The sequence below is a fragment of the Pseudomonas sp. PLMAX genome, assembly GCF_046042685.1.
GTDB classification, from domain to species: Bacteria; Pseudomonadota; Gammaproteobacteria; order Pseudomonadales; family Pseudomonadaceae; genus Aquipseudomonas; species Aquipseudomonas putida_AE.
Window position 1 is genome coordinate 2,527,908 of record NZ_CP064949.1, and the last position, 20,006, is coordinate 2,547,913.

A 20,006-nucleotide genomic window follows, 5' to 3' on the forward strand; every position below is an offset into this window, starting at 1 on the left:
GCTGGCGATGTGGTATACCATGCGCCGCGATTTGTTGGCACGTATGCCATTCCATTTGGCTATTTTCTCAAGGTTTTCTCGATGCGTCGTACTCTGGTTTCGATCTGTGTGCTTCAGGCGATTTCCGTTTCCTCCTGGGCGGAGCAAGCGGCAACCGATAAACCCAGTTTGGAGTTGCAAGCGACCGACATCGTCGGCACATCCGACTTTGAAACTGCCCTAGGGCCAGTGGGGGGCTATCGCGCAACCCGTTCAGCCAGTGCGACCCGCACCGATACGTCGATCCATGAAACGCCGCAGTCAATCAGCGTGGTGAGCAAGGATGTCGTCGAGGACATCAGTGCCACTCGATTGCAGGATGCGCTCGATTATGCCGGAGGGGTGGGGCGAGCCAACAACTTCGGCGGTCAAGGCCTGACCACCTTCACGGTGCGAGGGTTTACCACAGGCGAGTTTTATCGCAACGGCTTCCCGATCAACCGTGGCTATCCGAACATGCCGGATGCGAACACCATCGAGCGGCTCGAAGTGTTGCGAGGGCCCGCGACCATGCTGTATGGCCGAGGCGATCCTGGAGGCACATTCAATGTCATCTCCAAACAACCTCTGGCCGTGCCTACGGTCACGCTGGGCAGCCAACTCGACGACCAGGGTATGCAACGAGGTACCCTGGATGCATCCGGCCCGCTTGATGAAGAAGGGCGCCTGGCCTATCGCCTGAACGTCGTGGGTGAGGGCGGTGATACCTTCCGCGATCATGTCGAAACCGAACGCTACGGCGTAACGCCGGTACTAGCCTGGCAGGTTAACGACGACACCAAGGTGATTTTCGAAGGCGACTTCATGCGCAACAATCACCCGCTCGATCGCGGCGTGACGCGCTATCCGAATCAGATTGGCACAGCGTCCCGCGATACGTTCTTCGGCGAAAAAGACGTTGGGAAACTGCACAACGACAACAACATGGCGCAGCTGCGTTTCGAACACCTGCTGAGCGATAACTGGACATTGGGCGGCGGTTTCCAATGGCTCGATGGCACCCTTGCAGGCAATGCCGTTGAGGCCAATGGTATCGCAGCGGACGGACGCACCTTGGGCCGCAACTTCAACTACCGCAAGCTGGAGTGGACGGACAAGGACACCCAGCTCAACCTGACCGGACATTTCACCGCAGGCGGTTTTGATCACACCCTGTTGACCGGCGTCGAGTACGAGGATTACGACTACAAGTCGATCATTCAGCGCTCCAGCGGGGCGGTGAGTGCCTACCCGATCGATATCTTCGACCCGGTGTATGGTCAGCCGCGTCCAGCGTTGACCCGCACCCCGACCAACGACAAGGAAAACCTCAAAACCTACGCCGCTTTCGTCCAGGATCAAGTGGCCTTGACCGAGCGTTTGAAGCTCTTGGCCGGAGCACGTTTCGAACGCTTCGAGCATGACTACGAAACCTTTGTGCCAGGCGGTAGAAGCTGGGAGGCCAGCGACAATGCCGTGACGCCGCGTGTAGGGTTGACCTATGACCTGACTGACACAGTGGCGCTCTACGCCAATACGGCTCGCTCGTTCAAACCCAATACCGGTGCCAGTCGCCAGGGCGGAGGCTTTGATCCGGAAAAGGGCAAGTCGTATGAACTCGGCGTCAAGTGGGATGCACTGGACAATCAGTTGAGTGTCGAGGCGGCGATCTACCAGATTGAAAAGCGCAATGTGCTCACCACCGATCCTGTGGACTCGACCTTCAGCGTGGCAGCAGGCGAGGTGCGCAGCCGAGGTTTCGACTTGAACATCGCCGGCAACCTGACCCCGCAATGGCGAGTGATTGGCGGCTACGCTTATGTCGATGCCGAAGTGACCAAGGACAACGTCATCAAGTCCGGCACTCGACTGATGAACATTCCACAGAATAGCTTCAGTCTGCTCAACGTCTACGAGTTCCAGGACGGCGCATTCGAGGGATTGGGGCTTGGCACCGGGCTCAAGTACGTCGATGAACGTGCAGGGCAGACGGCCAATACGTCGTTTTCAATGAGTAGCTACACCGTTGTCGATTTACTGAGCTATTACAAGATCAACGACAAAATCAGGCTCAATCTGGATGTAAAAAACTTGACTGACGAAGATTATGAGGAAGGGGCATTCGGCAACGTTTACGCCTACCCAGGGGCGCCGAGAACGGTGCAGGTCGGGTTTTCATATACGTTGTGAGTTGATTGTATAAACAATCATGTGATCAACGCTCAGAACGTCCTGCAGCAGTTGAGTCTGGCTGACCAAGTGATTTTGGTTTGAGTACAAAAGGGCCTATCGAAGGCCCTATTTCGCTAAGAGCTATGAATCTATCCCACATGCCATGCCTAAAGCCCGCAAAAGCGGGCCTTGGGTTGCAAACCAGACTTACGATTGGCGTGCGGTCAACGCCGAGTAGCTGTTCATCAAGTTGCGATAGTTTGGAATGCGCTGAGACAAGAGATTACCCAGGCCTTCGATGTCGTTGCGCCAGTCGCGCTGTAGCTCACAGGCCACCGAGAACCAATTCATCATTTGCGCACCAGCCTGTGTCATGCGGTTCCAGGCTGCCTGTTGCACAGTAGTGTTGAACGTGCCGGAAGAGTCGGTCACCACAAATACTTCAAAACCTTCTGCCAGTGCCGACAGGGTAGGGAACGCTACGCAGACGTCCGTGACCACACCGGCGATGATCAATTGCTTGCGACCAGTGGCCTTGATTGCCTTGACGAAATCTTCGTTGTCCCATGCATTGATCTGACCTGGTCGAGCGATGTAGGGCGCGTCAGGGAACATCTCTTTCAGCTCGGGCACCAATGGGCCATTTGGGCCTTGTTCGAAACTGGTGGTGAGAATGGTCGGCAGCTCGAAGAATTTGGCAACGTCAGCCAGAGCCAACACATTGTTCTTGAATTCGTTGGGCGAGAAATCCTGAACCAGAGAAATCAGGCCGGTCTGGTGGTCGACCAGCAGAACTACGGCGTCATCTTTGTTCAAGCGGTTGTAGGTGGCGTTGCTCATGATGAAGTCCTTTTGAAGTGAGGGAATGTTGTCGTTCAACATGGGCTCAGATTAAGGATCTGGAGGGTACGGAAAAAGCCTGTGAAATGTGTTTGACTGTCAACTGAGCTGAGACAATTCGAAAGGTCTTTGGCTTTGGAGAGTGTGGGCTCCGGCTACTTCGGGCCGCCGAGGCCCGGCTTGCCTTTATTCGTCAAGTCTCAACCGTGATGATGCCAAGCGGTCAGCAGTTTTTTGCGGACGAAAAAAAGCCCGCGATGGGGAGGGCGGGCTGGGAGTCACAAAAGGAGCTGGATCTACCGTACGCCAATGGATGTGAAAATATTGTGAGGGGTATCTAACTACTTCTCGACGCGCAAATCTGGACTTGAATGGCGATTCTCATTTTGGAGATTGCCCTCTGGCAGATTTTCAATCTGTGGAAGACTAGGCACGACTCCTGGCCAATTTGGCGCGAGCGTGAGCTCCACTGCAGGAGGAGAGAGCTTTGAACGCAGGTATTCAATCTGCTCGACAACAAAGTGAACAGAGTAAGCGGCGACCGAGCCAACGATGGCTAAGCTGAGTAGTTTCCTACTGGACATGGCGCTACCTAATGTGGAAATAGCCTTCGATCATAGAATGCTTCGCTAGAAGCGAGAATCCAAGCAGCTCAGCGATGAACAGGCAAGACGACGGCCGCTCAAGCATTTCGAACTCCTTTTTCTAGCTGTGTATCGCCCGTTTGCTCCACGTTGCATCAGGCACAAGAAAAGCAAAGCCCCGAAGGTTCGCGGCTTCAGGGCTTCTATTTTCGCCTCCATCCCTTAATGAAGGGCGAACTTGGCGGTGAGAATACCAGCGATGTGTCTTTGGCTCACTACTGCGATAGGGGGATTGTTTTGGATGGGTGGGACGCGTTGGAGGGGGCTTAAAGATTAACGTTTCACACGCTTATTATTGGCCGATAGCTGCCTGTCGCGGACGGCTGCAGACGACTCCGTAGCGGGCGATCAAACCTGAGTCCTAATGCCCAGGTCAGCGGGGGCGCGCCAACGCCCCCGCTGCAACGGTAGTCAGGTGTTCAGTTTATGTTAACGATCGCGGGCGGACTCCACGTTCCTTTGCCAGGAGGAAGGACGGAAGGGTTTTGCGTCTTCGGCCAGTACAGACGCATCACCATGTAGATCAGATCGTTCGGTGCGGGTAGCCAGTTGCTTTCCTTGTCCGCGCCGGGAGAATCCTTTTGGACATAGAGCGTCAACGAGCCGTCTGCATTCTTCTTCATGTCGGATAGCATCGGCGAGTTGATAAGGTAGCGATCGATCGGATTCTTGATCAGCAGTTGGCTCTTGCCGTCGTACATGGTCACCGACCAGAAGGCGTTGACCGGCGGCAGCTGTCCTGCGGGAAAGGTGAGGGTGTAGTTGTGTTTGCTGCCGTCAAGCGGCGTCCCATCGGACAGGATCTTGGCCATCGGATACGTGGCTTCTTCAGCGTCGTTGGCGTAGATGCCCGCTTGGGCTATGGCGGCGCGCTTTAGCCAATCACCATTGTAGAACGCGGCATCACCGCCGGAACTCACGATGTTCCAGCCATTCACCTGCGTACCAAGATGATTGACTGCATTCTCGACCTTCGTATGCCCAGTCTGCATGCCCTCAATCACGGCAGCCTTTTGCTCGGCAGAGAGATCCTGGAAGTTGAAGTCCTTACCGGCGCTAATGCCCATGCGGGCCAGCTTCGCGCGGATCGCCACTTCTTCCGGCGTGACCGGGGCAAACTGCAACGCAAAGCTGAGATACTTGAAGAAGTCGGTCTTCACCAGGTCTTTGTCGAACTTTGGAAAGTCGATCGCTGGCGCGGCAGGTGGCGTAGGCTGCTTGAGGTAGACGGAGAGCGGCTGGGCTGCATACCCGGACTGGATTTTTTCGACATTCGGCATGTCCGCCGGATTGTAGAGCTGGGTGCGAAAGACCGCGAAGAGGAGTTGTGTTTGGGAACGAAACACTTTCTTGATGCCCGGCGGGGTCGCGCCCTTCCATTCGGGGCCGACCAGCAGGTAATCGCCGGCTTCGCTGCCGGTGGTACGGCTGCCGATGTAACCGAAGTTGTTGGTGTTGTTATCGATAAGCTGCACCGAGTAGTACCGTGGTTTCTCGACCGCTGGTACCGAGAGCACGATGGGCTCGGAGCGAACATCCATGAACATCATGGAATAAGGTGTGTCACTGTTCGGCGAGACAATAGCCGTGTCCTTGTAGGTAAAGACATTGTGCATGCTGTGGATCTGGTTGAACGGCGCTTTGTACTGGCCGGAGTTCCTGTCCACGGCATAGTCGTACATGGTCGCGTAGTTCATCACGATGGGCAGGCCGTAGATGTAGCCTTCCTCGGCGATGGCTTTCGTTTCGGCGGGAGTGATGTCCGTTGCGTGACTGAGGGTGGATGTCAATGAGACGAGCAATAACATCGCACAACTAACGGCTCTCGGTAGTGGGTTTTTCATGAACCTGCTTCTCCATTCCTTGAATCGGATAGTGAGTCAATCAACTAACCATTAATCAGGCGATGTGAAGGGTCGCGCTGTTCACGACCTGATGACACATCGCGCTTCTTGTCTTCCTGTACGTCTTTGTCTGGCCCGAAGATTGTCACTCCGAACGCGACACTGTTCGAGGAGAATTCGACATGGATGGGGGATGGCAAACCCAGGCTGCCCGGTCAGTATAAGCGGGAACTAAAATAACGCTGCTGAGAGGTCAGCAGCTTTTCGAGACACTGCCAGGCAACGACGCATCATCGCCGTCCTCTTTAATCCGAGGCTCCCCATCGAATTTTTTCCAGGCTATCTATAGTGGAAAGGTATGATGGTGCAGGTCAAATGGGTGCATAGCGAAAGCGATACCCAGGCACTTTCGACTGATTACTTTTGCCGTTTTTTGTATGTCTAAAAGAGATGCAAACGACCCGTTGCTGCCGCTGGAGCTACCTATCAGTACCTATCGCTAACACTGAAAGCCTCAAAGAAAACATTCAAATTAGGGTTTGAAGCGGTAGCTATAGAATAGTTATCGATCGAATCGATTTAGCGCCTGCTCCAATCCTTCCCGACATTCAGCGACCATGCGTGTTATCAATTCGGCACAGGTCGGGATGTCGTCGATCAATCCAATGATCTGACTGGCGCAGATGAGACCAGCGGCAACGTCACCCGACTCCAGGCCTGCAAGGCCACGGCCGCCCGACAATAGGGGTTGTAGGTCGTCATAGGTCGCGCCACCTGTGCGTTGCTCCAGTGCGACGATTTCCTGTGAGACGGGATTCGTAAAAAATCGTGCCGTGCGCTTGAGTGTTCGCTTGATCAAGGTAGTGTCACGCTCCGTTGCTGCCAATAAAGCAGTTTTGATATCGTCGTGGATAGCGGACTCTTGGGTCAGCATGAAGCGTGTTCCCATGTTCACCCCATCGGCGCCCAAGGTAATCGCGGCTGCCATGCTCCGCCCGTTGGCGATGCCGCCAGAGGCGATAAAAGGAACCTTCAGAACCTTACTCAACGTAGGAATCATGATCAGAGCAGGGATATCGTCCTCACCGCAATGCCCGGCTGCTTCGAAGCCATCAATCGAAATCACATCTGCGCCGTAACGCTCCGCCGAAAGGGCATGGCGTAACGAAGTGCACTTATGTATGACCTTGATTCCATGCGTCTTCAACCTGGCAATAACGGGTTGGGGATTATTGCCGGCCGTTTCGACGATACCCACATTGCCCTGGATGATCGCGTTGATCCAGCCGTCATAGTTCACCTCATTGGCGGTCAGTGACAACGTGAGGTTCACACCAAAAGGTTTCGAGGTCAGCTCGCGGGTACGCTCGATTTCACGGCGCAAGTCGTCCGGTGTGGGCTGCGTGCGGGCCGTCACCATACCCAGAGCGCCGGCGTTGGATACAGCGGCGGCCAATTGCGCGCGCCCGACCCACTGCATACCGCCTTCAACGATCGGATGCTCGATACCCAGCAGCTCGGTAATGCGGGTTTTCATGATATTCATCTAAGCGTTCTTTTTATGGGAGGTGGAGGCATTGCTGGCAAGTTATTGGCGACCGGGAAAATCTGGATCACGTTTTTCGAAGAACGCCTTTACCCCTTCCTCCAGCGCTGGAGAATCGAAAAGTATCTGTTGTCGCTCCGCCTCGTACTCCAGCTGCGCGCGCAGATCATTGCTGCTGGCCACCGCGCAAATCTGGCGTGCTTCAATAACGCCGTGCGCTGGTAAACGCGCCAGTTGCTGGGCCATCTGCGTGGCGACAGTCAGCAGCGCAGCGTCATCAACACAAGCCTGGATCAATCCCCATTGCTCAGCTTTCTCGGCCGATAGGCGTTCTCCTGCAAGACACATTGCCAACGTGCGCGCGGGGCCCAAGCGACGTTGGAGGAACCAGCAAGCACCCATGTCAGGAACCAGTGCCAGTTTTTGTATGAACGGCAGATAGAAATAGGCTGAACGTGCGGCAAATACTATATCGCCTGCCAGCGCTAAGCCGACCCCACCGCCTGCAGCTCCTCCATTCAGGGCAATGACGATCGGCACTGGTAGTTCATGCAGTTCAGCGACCAGCGGGTTGATCGAATTTCGCATGACTTTACCGGCGCGGGTGCCTCGCGATTCATCCTGCTCATTGAAAGCACCACTGCCCAGATCAGCGCCGCAACTGAATAATTTTCCATTGGCCGTTAGCAGCAACGCGCGCACAGATTTATCGGCGCGCACCCGTTCGAGTGCGTTTCTGATTTCGCTGACCATATCGGCGGTGAAGGGATTAAGTCGCTCCGGTAGATTCAGGGTAATGCAGGCTACAGAATCTTCCTGGGTGTAAATGATGGTCTGGTAACCCATGTAGGCTTTCCTTATCGACTGAAGAATTGTCCACAATTGAGCGCTACGCTCACTCGGTTACCGAGCGAAAGCTCATGTCCAACGCTATCGCGAATGATTTGGTGGAAGGAGCTACCCGGATCAGGGGGGAGGCATACGCAAGAGCAAATAGTCGTTCGTAATGGACGCTCTTGGCCGTTTTCTGCTTATCGCGAAGGGACGTACGCGACCCAATGAGGACTGTCATGAATTTACAATCGAGAACAATCAGTTTCTTGGCGTGAAGTTGTTCTAGTTGTGCCCATAAGCTCAACTCACGCGCCGTTCAGACCAGCGCTCTCGCACATCTGCCCATCACACATGGTTGAGATAATTTTACAGGAGTGCACCCGAACGCTGCTCCGCCCCCCCCCATTGACGGTGGTTGATTCAGTGAAGCGCCTCGAACCAATATTTGTGTGCGAAACGTACTTGTCACGCCTGAGTGGACAGCAGATTGTCCGCAGAATGGCTGACTCTTGAGTGAGCTGCCGGAAAGGCGCTTTGCATCGACATCCTCCAACATAGAGGGATAGGCATGAATTCGACTATCGGAACCCTGGAAGGAATCATGCAAGGCCGTCGGAGCTGCCGAGCCTTTCGGCCCCAGCAGGTTGAACACGAATTGGTCAGGAGATTGTTCGCCTTGGCGCAGCGCTCTGCCTCATGGTGCAACACACAGCCTTGGCAAGTCATTGTGACGCGAGGCGCAGCAACAGAGCGCTTTCGTGCTGCCTACGCAAATGAGCTGAAGGTTGCCTCGCCGGCTCCGGATTTTCAGTTTCCAGGCATGTATCAAGGTGTATACCAGCAGCGCCGACGTGAATGTGGACGGCAACTTTATGAAGGCCTCGGCATTGTTCCTGGTGATCGAATGGCCAGCCAGCAATAAACAATGCGCAATTTTTCACTCTTCGATGCGCCTCATGTGGCGATTATCACGAGCGACCGGGCGCTAGGCACCTATGGAGCCGTCGATTGCGGTGGCTATGTCGCTAATCTATTGTTGGCCACCGAGGCACTCGGCCTCGGCGCCATTGCCCAGGCTGCTTTGGCTAGCCATTCATCTTTTGTGCGACGTCACTTTGAAATCGATGATAGTCGGCTCGTGGTCTGTGGCGTGTCCTTTGGATATGCCGACGCGGGTTCACTGGCCAATGGCTTCTACACGAGACGAGCATCAACTGACGATACGGTGAGATGGCTCGACAATTGAGTCTGTCCAACCCTCCGATACTCATACCGCGATCGGTAAACTAATTCACGGGTTTTTCTAACGCCCTTCGACGGATTTTGATCACATGACCGAAGCTGTAGTCCTGACCGAGCGTCGCGGAAACATTCTTGTCGTGACCATCAATCGCCCACGGGCACGTAATGCCTGTAACGGTGACGTCGCCATTCAAATGGAAGCCGCGATGAACTTGTTGGAAGACGATCCAACACTATTCCTTGGCATTCTCACCGGTAGTAACGGAGTGTTCTCTGCTGGTTCGGACTTGAAGGCTGGCGCTCGTGGTGAGGGTAAGTCTGCGTCGACCAATGCGCGAGGGCCCTATGGACTTATCCGTCGCCCACCAGCCAAGCCACTAATCGCTGCCGTAGAGGGTTTTGCCCTGGGTGGTGGACTGGAGCTGTGTCTGGCCTGCGATTTGATCGTGGCTGCCCGAGACGCCCGTATGGGGTTGCCGGAAGTTCGTCATGGTGTGGTGGCCATCTATGGCGGCCTATTCAGACTGCCGAAGCGCATTCCCTACCACGTAGCCATGGAACTCGCACTCACCGGCACTCCAAAAGAGGCTTCGTTCTTTTACCAGCATGGCCTGATCAATCGACTGGTTGAACCCGGAATGGCATTGCAAGAGGCACTGGTTTGGGCCGAACAGCTGCTTGAAAATGGCCCGCTCGCTTTAGCGGTTAGCGCACAAATAATCCGACAAAGCAGTGATTGGGCAGACGCAGAAGCCTGGCAACAACAGACGCCATTAACGACGAAGGCTACTGATTCAGCAGATGCCCGCGAGGGCATTTTAGCCTTTGTCGAAAAACGGAGACCGCGCTGGGTGGGGGCGTGATATTACTTCGATTAATCTGGCAATCTTCCAATAATCTGCGGTTAGGCACGACGTAGTTCGGATGCGAACTATAGATATGAGAAAAACTGCGCGTTAGTCAATTGGGAACTGAGCGGCGAATGTAGTGCCATCCTCAACGCTGGAATCAACTGATACCTCACCGCCGTGCGCCTTGGCGATTTCTCGAACAATGAACAATCCAAGACCTACGCTGCGTACTTCGCTGGACTGACTGGTTCCACGAGTCATCGGCTCAAATACTGCCGCTTTGAGGGACGCCGGGATTTCCGGGCCGGCATTATGGACACTGATACTTGCTTTGCCATTTCCTACCCGGGAGGTAATGGTAATAGGTTGGTGCAAATCCCCGTACGCCACGCTGTTGGCAACTAGGTTGCCTATGATCTGTTGCACTCTGTCCACGTCCAGTCTGACGGTGCCACTACCTATGGTTGTATGAACAAGCCTGGCTTGAGGAAAGGCAACTTGCAGTTCCGCCGCGCTTTGGGCGGCGACTCTGTGCAGGTCGTCGATAGAGAAAGAAACGGTAATGCCTCGACCTACTCTAACCAAGGCGAAATCAAGTAGTTCGGCGATCATTCGATGGGCGCGATCCGCCGAACTGCTGATATGGCCGAGCAATTTGGATTCTTTCGTCCTTTGTTCCGTACGGGCGAGGATTTCCGAGGCCATTTTGATAGCAGTCAGTGGATTCTTAAGGTCATGGCTGACGATGGCGACCATTTGCTCAGCGAACAACGCACGACGTTGGGCTTTTTCATGCGCTTCGTTGAGTTTTTTTTGGGTTTCAAGCAAAGCAGCTTCAGCAGCCATCTTCTCGGATAACAGCTCCTCTGCTGCTTTTCGCGCTTTCAACAGCTCACGCTCGTATTGGTCGCGGTCGGTGGTGCAAAACAACGCCAGCTCGTAGAAGGCCCCGGTGGCGTGCTCACGTCTAACACCATTGAGCAGCATCGGAATGACGCGTTTGTTCTGATGGATCAGATCAAGTTTCACCTCGGCAACGGAGCCTTGCATTCGCATCAAAGGCGCCCAGTGAGTTTGGTGAAAAATCCGACCACCCATTGTCAGCAGATCCTGAAAACGTCGGCCTCCAAGGTCTGGCTGGCTGATGCCAACCCAGTTACTAAAAGTGAGATTGGCTTGCAGGATGGTGCCGTCCTCCTGGGTAACCACCAGACCACAGGGTGCCCCGTCGAACAGTGACTGCGCATCCAGCATGGGCGGCGTTTCACTGGCCATTTCGGTTGTCTGTCCAGGGTAAGAGAAAGCTGTCCATAGCTTCGGAACAGGCGCTGGGCGCGCTCATGTGGGGGCAGTGGCCGACATTGGAAATCAGGCAAAGTGTGCTGTTGGGCAGCACGGTATGCAGGTATTCACCTACGGCAATAGGAGCAATGATGTCGTCGGTTGATTGCAAAATGAGGGTAGGTGTCGAAAGACCGGCGACATCCTTCCGGTTGTCCGACAGGAATGTCACTCGGGCAAACTGTTTGGCGATTTCAGGATCGGTTCGGCAAAAACTGTTGGTGAGTGCTTCGCCGAGCGCGGGTTGTCCCGGAGCCCCCATGATGACGGGCGCCATAGTGCTAGACCAGCCCAGGTAGTTGCTGTCGAGGGTGTCGAGTAACGAGTGGATGTCGGCGATGTTGAATCCACCCACGTAGTCCTCTGAATCGATATAACACGGCGAGGGGCCAATCATCACGTGAGCAGCAATGCGGTTGCGGAGTTGGCGATCCGTCAACGCACCGATCATGGCGCTGACGGAATGACCGACCAGGATCACCGAACCGCTGGCAAACTGGTCGATGACCTCAGCCAAATCCTGCGCGTAGCCCTGCAGCGAACTGTACTTCTCTCGGTCGTACGCGCCGAGGTCAGATTGGCCCGCGCCCACCAGGTCATACAGGATGACCTTGAAACGATCGGTGAAGTGATTGACCAGATAACTCCACATGGTCTGATCGCAGCCAAAGCCGTGGGAAAAGATCAGCGTCGCCGTACCATCTCCCAGGACAGTTACATTGTTGCGATGTTGAAGTGACATTACGGATGCTCCAGAGAACCAATAGGAGATTTTGGCCCATCCGGGAGTGTAGATAGCTCGACGCCGCACGTCACTGACAAAGCAGTCTCTGTATTCAACGAGACAGAAGCGGAAGGTAGTAGGCCATAAGCGGGGCGTGGCTGATTCACACCGTAGGGGTGTGTTTGCTTGCTCTCAGTTTGCAAAAGCAGGCTAAAGAGTCCCAGCAGCCTTTACGCTTGGCATGCGGTCAGCGCCGAGTAACTATTACCAAGCTGCGATTGTTCGGAATGCCGTGTCGGCTCAGTAGGTATTCCTCGATGCATGCTCTGCAACCGGCCTCGGATGTGCAGCATTCAATGTCGAGCAAATTGCCTCTGCCTCCGTCCTAGCTTGGAACACACCATGCTTGCTGGCCGAGCCTCCCTCAACAAGATCAACGACCCTGTATCGTTTGCTGCCATCGTCCAGTGTGGTGGTCTCAATCACTCTGAATCTTGCGTGCATGGTTGCTTTCCCTGCATGAGATTGGTGTCCTACAAGTACCGTCAAACGTAGACGATTTCAAGAAATTGAACGTGCTTCAGCTGAGACAATTTATGACAGCGTTCAAAACCGTTTTGCCGGTTTTTGTGTTGAGGTGGTGCGCATAAAGGGGGAGAGCACCAACCAAGATCCGCTGGATGACGGATACGGAAAGATCTCGTCATGGTTTTTCTCGGGAGTCGCTTGACGGTTTTCCGAAAGGCGCAAAAATCAGAAGAACTTAACCAGCCGGACGATGGTGATGATTTCGACTTTGGAGCTTCGACACATCATTGAGTGTGGATTTTCAGCCTCTCTCTTGTACCTGCACTTCCAACCCCTATGGCTCTCTGATGATCAAGGTGTTCGAGGCTAAAAACCGGTCGTGTTGAACTGTTGGTCACAGCGGTGTCGACAGCGGATCTAACCTCTAGTCGATCCATTGCGAATCTCATTGGCGAGCTCCGCAGCGAGATGGCGTCTAGGAAAGCCTCATTCGCCGAGCAAGGACGCAACCATAGAGCCCAAAACGGGGAGTGTTAGAGATGGTCTTTACCTTCACCCTCAAAACGACTGACGTCTGACGTGAGCGACATTGATGCTGAACGAGCCCCATGAAAGACAGGACACCGTTTCCCCCTTACGATAAGGGATAGGCAAACGGTTATGTTTATGACTAACAGCAACGATAAGAGTGGGGAGCTTTTGGGCCAGGAGCGGCGGCGCCGCTGGAGCCCGGAGCAGAAGCTGGCGATGGTTCGCGAGAGCCTTGAGCCAGGACAAAGTGTGTCGGTCGTCGCTCGGCGCAACGGCATCAATGCCAACCAGTTGTTCCTGTGGCGCAAGCTCTATCAGGACGGCAGCCTGTCGGCGGTCAGTGCTGGTGAAGCCGTGGTGCCGGCCTCTGAGCTGAGCGATGCACTCAAGCAGATCCGTGAACTGCAACGGATGCTGGGCAAGAAGACGATGGAAGCAGAAATCCTCAAAGAGGCCGTGGAGATCGCCCGGTCGCGAAAATGGATTGCGCACTCACCCTTGTTGCCGGGGGACGACCAGTGAAGCTGGTCAGCGAATGTCTCGGTGTGGCGCGCTCGCAATTAACGGTTCGAATCAAGCAATCGGTATCGCCCAAGACACGGCGAAGCAGGCCTGTGAACGATGTAGAGCTGGTCGCTGAAATCCAGCAAGAGGTCAGCGAACTGCCCAGCTATGGATACCGTCGCGTCTGGGGACTGCTGCGTCGCGCACGTGAAAAGCGGTCGCTGCCCGCGATCAACGTGAAACGGGTTTACCGGGTCATGCGTGATCACAATCTGCTGCTTGAACGCCGGATCAAACAGCCCGGCGTGCCGCGTCGGCACGAAGGCCGTATTGCGGTGGAAACCAGCGATACGCGTTGGTGCTCGGACGGCTTTGAGTTCCGTTGTGAGGACGGCGCCAAACTGAGCGTGACCTTCGCCCTCGATTGCTGTGATCGCGAAGCCATCGGCTGGGTTGCGAGCCCGACCGGGTACAGCGGCGATGATATTCGCGACCTGATGTTGGAAAGCGTGGAGAAGCGTTTTGGTGATCGACTGCCCGCCACGCCAGTTCAATGGCTAAGCGACAACGGCTCGGCGTACACCGCTGAACAGACACGCCTGTTTGCTCGACAGATCGGCTTGCAGCCATTGACCACACCGGTGCGCAGCCCGCAGAGCAACGGCATGGCCGAGAGCTTCGTGAAGACGATCAAGCGGGATTATGTGGCGCACATGCCCAAGCCAGATCGAGAAACGGCGCTACGTAACCTGGCAATTGCCTTTGAGCATTACAACGAGCAGCATCCGCACAGCGCTTTGAACTATCGCTCACCGAGGGAGTTCAGGCGCTTGGCAGCTGCATCAATTTAACGGGGAGTTGGTGTCCGGTTTTGTAGGGGCAAGTCCAGATGCGCTTGTGGAACGCTTGGCTGAGGAAGGATGCGATGATGCATTGGTCGGAGTCTGACACCAGATCGTCTGGCGTTGGAGTTTGTCCACGAAGCATCCTCAGCACAGGACGCGATTGAGGGCCATAAAAAACTTGCGCCGGGCCATCTCTAACGCATGTTTGATCGAGGCAGCTCTCGCTCCATGACTGACTGCAGGAGGCCTTCCGTGAATGTGTGAAGGAAGCGCGCATTGCGGCTGGCTCATTCTCCTGGGCGTCACCAGCTTGTTCGCAAGCGTCCGGCAAAAGTCACCTATCCGATCCCAACTATAAGGGCGATGGTGTCCACTTAAATATACGTGGACACCATCATCCTTATTGTCAGGTTTGCCATGCGCCAACGATGGGCTATGAGCGTTGCCGTTATGCATTGGGTGGTGCGGTAAAAGGCATACCTTTTTTGGATGGCCTAATGGCTGGTATTGGCGGATCTCTACCTGTGAATGTCACAAAGTACTGGATTTCGTACTTCAAAATCGTCGGAGTGGTGAGATGACTTTTCGCTGACTCCATACCTAGCTTATGCACGGAGATGCTCCAACGAATTATGTGAGCGAATGATGTCTGACGCTGAAAAAAATTCAATAATTTCGACGCAGGGCTCGTCCATTGGCCGCTCGTCACCCCCCACGTCATTTGGTTGAACATACGTTCATGTGTTCCTGACAGATTAAGTCTGAGCAGACGAAATATGTCTTTCGTCTTGCCAACAGGAGAAAGATCATGAAAGCCATCGTTTACAACGGCCCGCGTGACGTAAGCGTGCAAAATGTCACCGATGCCAAAATTGAAAAACCCACAGACGTCCTGGTTCGGATTACCACGACTAACATCTGTGGTTCAGACCTGCATATGTACGAAGGCCGCACCTCAATGGAGACAGGCCGTGTATTTGGGCATGAGAACCTCGGTGAGGTTATCGAGGTGGGAGCCGGCGTTGATCGGGTCAAGGTAGGCGACCGCGTTTGCCTGCCGTTCAACATCGGTTGCGGCTTCTGCGAAAACTGCGAGAAGGGCCTGACGGGTTTTTGCCTGACTGCGAACCCGGGTTCTGCAGGTGCCGCGTATGGTTTTGCCGACATGGGCCCCTATCAAGGTGGGCAAGCTGAACTGCTGCGTGTGCCATATGCAGATTTCAACTGCCTGGTGCTACCCGAGGACGCGCAGGAGCGTGAAGACGACTACGTCATGCTCTCTGACATCTTTCCGACCGGCTGGCACGCCACCGAATTGGCCGGGTTGCTGCCCGGTGAAAGTATTGCAATTTACGGCGCTGGCCCGGTCGGCTTAATGGCAGCTCATTCTGCCATGATCAAGGGCGCGTCGCAGGTCTTCGTGGTTGACAATCATCCCGACCGTTTGAAGCTTGCATCGCAACTTGGCGCCACACCGATCAATTCCCTGGAGAAGGAGGCGGTGGATCAGATTCTTAATCTGACCCATGGCAAGGGCACGGATCGCGGGTGTGAATGCGTGGGTTATCAATGCTGTGACCGGCATGGTCATGAAGCGAACTACCTAACCATGAATAATCTTGTGGCTTCAACCAAGGCAACCGGCGGGATAGGTGTCGTCGGTGTATTTGTACCCGAAGACCCTGGAGCTAAAGATCCGCTCGCGAAGCAGGGCAAGATGGCCTTCGACTTCGGCGCTTTCTGGTTCAAGGGGCAGCAGATTCGAACAGGACAAGCCAACGTCAAAGCCTACAACCGCCGGCTGGCCGAACTCATTCACCATGGTCGGGCCAACCCCGCGCAGATCATCTCCCATCGGCTGAAACTCGCCGAGGGGCCTGACGCCTATAAGCATTTCGATGCGCGTGACAATGGGTGGACAAAAGTTGTACTCAAACCTGCGGCTTGAGCCGGATGAGTGGATGCGCCTGGTCAAAAGATCAGGCCCATTCACCAGCTGCGTGACCAGGAGACAAATGATGCGAACTAACGTGTAAGGCTACTTACTCAGCTCCTGTCCAGCCATCAGCAAAGACTCAAAATCATCACTATTTAACGGTCGACTCAGGAAGTATCCTTGGCCCTCTTCGCAGCAGGCCTCTTTGAGCAAATCTAGGTGTAGCCCGGTTTCAATACCCTCGGCCGTTACGGTCAAAGATAAAGCGCGACCCAAACCTACGATGGCTTGAATGATCGATCTATCCTCCTCGCTTTCCCCCAGACGGTTGACAAAACTGCGGTCTATTTTGAGTCCGTCAAACGGGAACGAGCGCAGATAACTGAGCGAAGAATAACCAGTACCGAAGTCGTCCATTGCAAGACGTACACCTACCCGCTTCAGCGCTCGCATAACCTCTAGAGCACCCAATGCGTCTTCAAGCATGACACTCTCGGTCACTTCCAATTCCAGACGTTGTGCTTCTAGCCCCGTCGTTGTGATTGCTTTCTCTATCCGCTCAACCAAATTACCGCGTTGAAACTCGGTCGGGGAAAGATTGACTGAAACAAATAGTTTTTTTGGCCAGCGGGCCGCATGGCCGCAAGCGGTTGTGAGTACCCAGTTACTCAGCGGAAGGATGAGACCCGTCTCTTCTGCAATAGGAATAAAAGTATCAGGGGATACAAGGCCTCGTTTAGGATGCTGCCAGCGTACAAGCGCTTCAGCTCCGACCATTTTGCCGTCTGCAATGCGATAGCGGGGCTGGAAATGAAGACGCAGCTCACCGTGTTTAATCCCATGGCGAAGATCGGTTTCGAGCTGGCGGCGTTCGATAATCTTGGTGTTCATTTCGTTGGCATAGAATCGCCAGGTATTTCGACCTGCGGATTTCGCTTCGTACAAGGCGATATCCGCATAGCGGAGTAATTCTGCTGCTTGCGTTGAATCGTTAGGTGCCATCGAAATTCCGATGCTGGCACTGACAAAAACCTCTTGATCCTCGATCTTGACTGGTTTTTCAATCGAATCAATCAAACGCCGGCATGCCGTTTCTACTTCCTCAGCTGAGCTCACATCGTTAAGAATTAACACGAACTCATCGCCGCCAATCCGCGCCACGAGATCTCCGCTGCGCACACACTCACCTAGCCGGCGGGACACTTCATTGAGCACCTCATCACCAGCCGCATGCCCGAGAAGGTCGTTTACCGGTTTAAATCGATCAAGGTCTAAAATAAGCATCACGAGGGGATGCTCGGGGGTAGGCGCAGCTTTAAGTTTGCCGTCTAGAAACTCCTGTAACCTCGTCCTGTTTGGGAGCCCTGTCAGCGCATCATGCTGCGAAAGATATTCAATACGCCGACGCGCTTCCACCTCATCTGTTATATCGGTTGCCGTACCACGAAATCCGTGGTCGACGAGTCCTCGTGCCGATAATCGAGACGTTCGCGCAGTGCCTTTTGTATCGACGTAAGAACATTGAACGCTGATGTTGTGACGGCGATTAGGGATGCTTAGCCATTGCGATACGGCGCCGAATTCCATGTGAAGCAGGTCATCAATTTTTGCACCGATCCAGGCCTCTCGAGATAGTCCTGTAACACTTTCAAATCTTTCAGAAAGGTAGGTGAAGCGCCAGTCTTGATTTATTTCCCAGATCCAATCGGAGCTTGCTTCCGCGATATCTCGAAAACGGGCTTCACTCTCAGCGAGGGCGACCTGGCTTGATTGTAAATGCTCATAGCTGCAATCGAGTGCTTTGGCGGCAGCTGTCGTACGTCGAAGAATGGCCCATATCATGAGGCCTACCAGAAGAGCAGCTGTGGCAATCAATGGAAGTATAAAACCTAGCAATCGGGTGCCGGGCTTTGCCGGTTCCCAATGCAATCCACCGGCCGATCCGTTGTCGCCTAGCAGCAGGATGGATTTCTTGTGAATCTCGTCAGGTGTAGCGACGTGCAATCTTTCGATTCCATAATCACTTCCCATTCCCTGCAGCGTGACGTTGTCCAGTGTTTCCACGAAAAGCAGTACCGACGATGGCCCATTTTCAGATTGGACAGTGGGATCCGCTCCCGAGGTTATCGCCGCTGCTGCAACGAGAGTAGGAACGCCGCGAACATTGAGGAAGGTAGTTACCGCTGTTTCACTATCTGCGCCCCGACGAGCTTGGTCGAGCACTGGCCCTAAAGGTTGTCCCAACCAGTCCGCAGCTTCAATGGTAGTCAGCTCACCATTTACGACCGAGTAGACACTCCGGTCTGCTGCGTTTATCACGAATAGACCTGGGAAACCAAAATCGGAATAAAGCGTCGGGCCAAGGTTCTGTCGGGTAAACGCCCAGTCCGCATCCACGGTTTTGTGCAGATGTTTATATGCATCGCCCCAAAAGGCGTAATCCTTGATGGTGGATCGAAGATTTTTTTCAAGCGTCTGAACAGCTTTTTCGGCGTAAAAAGCGCTCCTGGTTTCTTCGGTGCCATCTAGATTTTTCGCCACGAAAACCAGCATGCCCGTAGCGAGGATGAACACTGTGCCCAGTAACCCAGCAAACTTGAATAATGAGGCTCTGGTGAGCGCAACGCTTGAATTCAACGGGGCTTCGCGGGCAGTGATAAAAGCGTCAGGTTTCGACATAACACCCCAAGTGATAAATCTGAGATTTGGTCTCGGTCACTTTTATTGACCGCGGGATAAATTTTTTTTAAGTGACCAGAGCGTAGTAGCTCTTGGATCCATCGTAAGGACAGATCGTTCATGTTGAAGGCATGATATTGCGCTTGCCAATCCGGGTGAAGGATTGAGACCTATCGCGGGTGTGGGCCCTGTGTTTTCCCGAAGTAATATGTCTAGCGTGAACCGTAGGGCCATAGTCAAACGGGGCGTCGAAGCGCTCAGCAAGCCTTTGCCCTCGGCGTTAGTGAGCAGGTATGAGGTAGAAAAAACTTAAACGGGCTACCTGAACACTGCCGTGGTCATTGGTCTTCATAGACCTCAAGACAACGGACGGCCGATCAATGTTCTAATAATGCGGAGGGCGCGCACTCTATAAGAAAGGATCAAAGCCAAAAAAGGCTCAGATTCACAAAAAAAGACCGTATCAGATTGACCTCAGATTGCATTCGGTGTGCGCAATGCACTTCTAGGGCGCGTGAGGGCGAGGTACCAGCTGGAAGCATTAAGGGAAGGGGGATCGCGCAAGAGACGGTGTTGGCGGAGACGGAAAGATCTCGTCATGGTTTTTCACGGGAGACGCTTGACTGTTATCCTCAATGAACAAAAATTAGTAGACCATGACCAACTGGAGGACAGTCATGATTTCCAATTTAGAGCTCCGCCACATTATCGAGTGTGGGTTTCTACCCCTCGCTTGCACCTGCACCGTTAACCCCGATGGCTCCCTCATGATTAAGGTGTTTGACGCTGAAACGGGTCGTGTCGAAATGCTGGTCACGGCGGTCTCAACAGCGGATCTAACGTCGAGCCGATCCATCGCGAATCTGATTGGCGAGCTCCGCGGCGAGATGGCGTCTAGAAAAGCTTCATTCGCCTAGCAAGGGCACA

At 54.1% G+C, this 20,006-nt stretch carries 12 protein-coding genes and 2 pseudogenes; 7 read left to right on the forward strand and 7 right to left on the reverse strand.

Annotated features, from left to right (window positions below):
* Positions 1 to 81: 81 nt before the first annotated feature.
* Positions 82 to 2,208: a TonB-dependent siderophore receptor gene (locus tag DKB71_RS11730; RefSeq protein WP_408600478.1), complete on the forward strand. Its 2,127-nt coding sequence runs from the start codon at positions 82 to 84 to the stop codon at positions 2,206 to 2,208.
* A gap of 189 nt (positions 2,209 to 2,397) precedes the next feature.
* Here the strand turns inward: DKB71_RS11730 and ycaC are convergent, their stop codons facing one another.
* The 4 genes from ycaC to DKB71_RS11750 form a co-directional block, all read right to left on the reverse strand.
* Entirely contained in the window at positions 2,398 to 3,030 is a 633-nt protein-coding gene (gene ycaC / locus DKB71_RS11735) for an isochorismate family cysteine hydrolase YcaC (RefSeq protein ID WP_408600479.1), read from the reverse strand.
* A 1,063-nt stretch (positions 3,031 to 4,093) separates the two neighbouring features.
* On the reverse strand, positions 4,094 to 5,518 hold the full coding sequence (locus DKB71_RS11740; protein WP_408600480.1) for a DUF1254 domain-containing protein: 1,425 nt from the start codon (positions 5,516 to 5,518) through the stop codon (positions 4,094 to 4,096).
* A gap of 562 nt (positions 5,519 to 6,080) precedes the next feature.
* Positions 6,081 to 7,064: an NAD(P)H-dependent flavin oxidoreductase gene (locus DKB71_RS11745; RefSeq protein WP_408600481.1), complete on the reverse strand. Its 984-nt coding sequence runs from the start codon at positions 7,062 to 7,064 to the stop codon at positions 6,081 to 6,083.
* A gap of 42 nt (positions 7,065 to 7,106) precedes the next feature.
* Complete coding sequence (locus tag DKB71_RS11750) at positions 7,107 to 7,910, reverse strand: enoyl-CoA hydratase-related protein (RefSeq protein ID WP_408600482.1); 804 nt, start codon at positions 7,908 to 7,910, stop codon at positions 7,107 to 7,109.
* 589 nt (positions 7,911 to 8,499) lie between these two features.
* Here DKB71_RS11750 and DKB71_RS11755 point away from each other — a divergent pair.
* Together DKB71_RS11755 and DKB71_RS11760 are read left to right on the forward strand one after the other, a co-directional pair.
* Positions 8,500 to 9,144 (forward strand): annotated as a pseudogene (locus tag DKB71_RS11755) (nitroreductase).
* 85 nt (positions 9,145 to 9,229) lie between these two features.
* Positions 9,230 to 10,003 carry a crotonase/enoyl-CoA hydratase family protein gene (locus DKB71_RS11760; protein WP_408600483.1) on the forward strand — a complete coding sequence of 258 codons (774 nt, stop codon included), beginning with the start codon at positions 9,230 to 9,232 and terminating at the stop codon, positions 10,001 to 10,003.
* Positions 10,004 to 10,096: 93 nt separating this feature from the next.
* On the opposite strand, the gene DKB71_RS11765 is transcribed toward DKB71_RS11760, so the two are convergent.
* Entirely contained in the window at positions 10,097 to 11,266 is a 1,170-nt protein-coding gene (locus DKB71_RS11765) for an ATP-binding protein (RefSeq protein ID WP_408600484.1), read from the reverse strand.
* Positions 11,256 to 12,074, reverse strand: coding sequence for an alpha/beta fold hydrolase (locus DKB71_RS11770; protein WP_408600486.1), 819 nt, complete (start codon positions 12,072 to 12,074; stop codon positions 11,256 to 11,258). Before DKB71_RS11770 ends, DKB71_RS11765 begins: the two co-directional genes overlap by 11 nt.
* A gap of 766 nt (positions 12,075 to 12,840) precedes the next feature.
* Between DKB71_RS11770 and DKB71_RS11775 the strand changes: the two are divergent.
* The 3 genes and pseudogenes from DKB71_RS11775 to DKB71_RS11785 all read left to right on the forward strand — a co-directional run bounded on the left by DKB71_RS11775 (position 12,841) and on the right by DKB71_RS11785 (position 16,412).
* Positions 12,841 to 13,121 (forward strand): annotated as a pseudogene (locus DKB71_RS11775) (DUF1652 domain-containing protein).
* 129 nt (positions 13,122 to 13,250) lie between these two features.
* A protein-coding gene (locus DKB71_RS11780; RefSeq protein ID WP_408596099.1) for an IS3 family transposase occupies positions 13,251 to 14,470 on the forward strand; the annotation gives its coding sequence in 2 pieces (ribosomal slippage) (positions 13,251 to 13,596 and positions 13,596 to 14,470; 1,221 coding nt in all).
* 802 nt (positions 14,471 to 15,272) lie between these two features.
* Entirely contained in the window at positions 15,273 to 16,412 is a 1,140-nt protein-coding gene (locus DKB71_RS11785; RefSeq protein WP_408600487.1) for a glutathione-independent formaldehyde dehydrogenase, read from the forward strand.
* 90 nt (positions 16,413 to 16,502) lie between these two features.
* Here the strand turns inward: DKB71_RS11785 and DKB71_RS11790 are convergent, their stop codons facing one another.
* Positions 16,503 to 19,079 carry an EAL domain-containing protein gene (locus DKB71_RS11790; RefSeq protein ID WP_408600488.1) on the reverse strand — a complete coding sequence of 859 codons (2,577 nt, stop codon included), beginning with the start codon at positions 19,077 to 19,079 and terminating at the stop codon, positions 16,503 to 16,505.
* Positions 19,080 to 19,756: 677 nt separating this feature from the next.
* On the opposite strand from DKB71_RS11790, the gene DKB71_RS11795 reads away from it, so the two are divergent.
* Positions 19,757 to 19,996, forward strand: a complete 240-nt coding sequence (locus tag DKB71_RS11795; protein ID WP_408600489.1) for a DUF1652 domain-containing protein — start codon at positions 19,757 to 19,759, stop codon at positions 19,994 to 19,996.
* Positions 19,997 to 20,006 lie beyond the last annotated feature (10 nt).

Excerpts from the sequence above, each read along its gene's own strand:
- DKB71_RS11790 (WP_408600488.1), bottom strand. The coding sequence starts at position 19,079 with ATGTCGAAACCTGACGCTTTTATCACTGCCCGCGAAGCCCCGTTGAAT.
- DKB71_RS11785 (WP_408600487.1), top strand. The coding sequence starts at position 15,273 with ATGAAAGCCATCGTTTACAACGGCCCGCGTGACGTAAGCGTGCAAAAT.
- DKB71_RS11730 (WP_408600478.1), top strand. The coding sequence starts at position 82 with ATGCGTCGTACTCTGGTTTCGATCTGTGTGCTTCAGGCGATTTCCGTT.
- DKB71_RS11760 (WP_408600483.1), top strand. The coding sequence starts at position 9,230 with ATGACCGAAGCTGTAGTCCTGACCGAGCGTCGCGGAAACATTCTTGTC.
- DKB71_RS11795 (WP_408600489.1), top strand. The coding sequence starts at position 19,757 with ATGATTTCCAATTTAGAGCTCCGCCACATTATCGAGTGTGGGTTTCTA.
- DKB71_RS11750 (WP_408600482.1), bottom strand. The coding sequence starts at position 7,910 with ATGGGTTACCAGACCATCATTTACACCCAGGAAGATTCTGTAGCCTGC.
- DKB71_RS11745 (WP_408600481.1), bottom strand. The coding sequence starts at position 7,064 with ATGAATATCATGAAAACCCGCATTACCGAGCTGCTGGGTATCGAGCAT.
- DKB71_RS11740 (WP_408600480.1), bottom strand. The coding sequence starts at position 5,518 with ATGAAAAACCCACTACCGAGAGCCGTTAGTTGTGCGATGTTATTGCTC.
- DKB71_RS11765 (WP_408600484.1), bottom strand. The coding sequence starts at position 11,266 with ATGGCCAGTGAAACGCCGCCCATGCTGGATGCGCAGTCACTGTTCGAC.
- DKB71_RS11770 (WP_408600486.1), bottom strand. The coding sequence starts at position 12,074 with ATGTCACTTCAACATCGCAACAATGTAACTGTCCTGGGAGATGGTACG.
- ycaC (WP_408600479.1), bottom strand. The coding sequence starts at position 3,030 with ATGAGCAACGCCACCTACAACCGCTTGAACAAAGATGACGCCGTAGTT.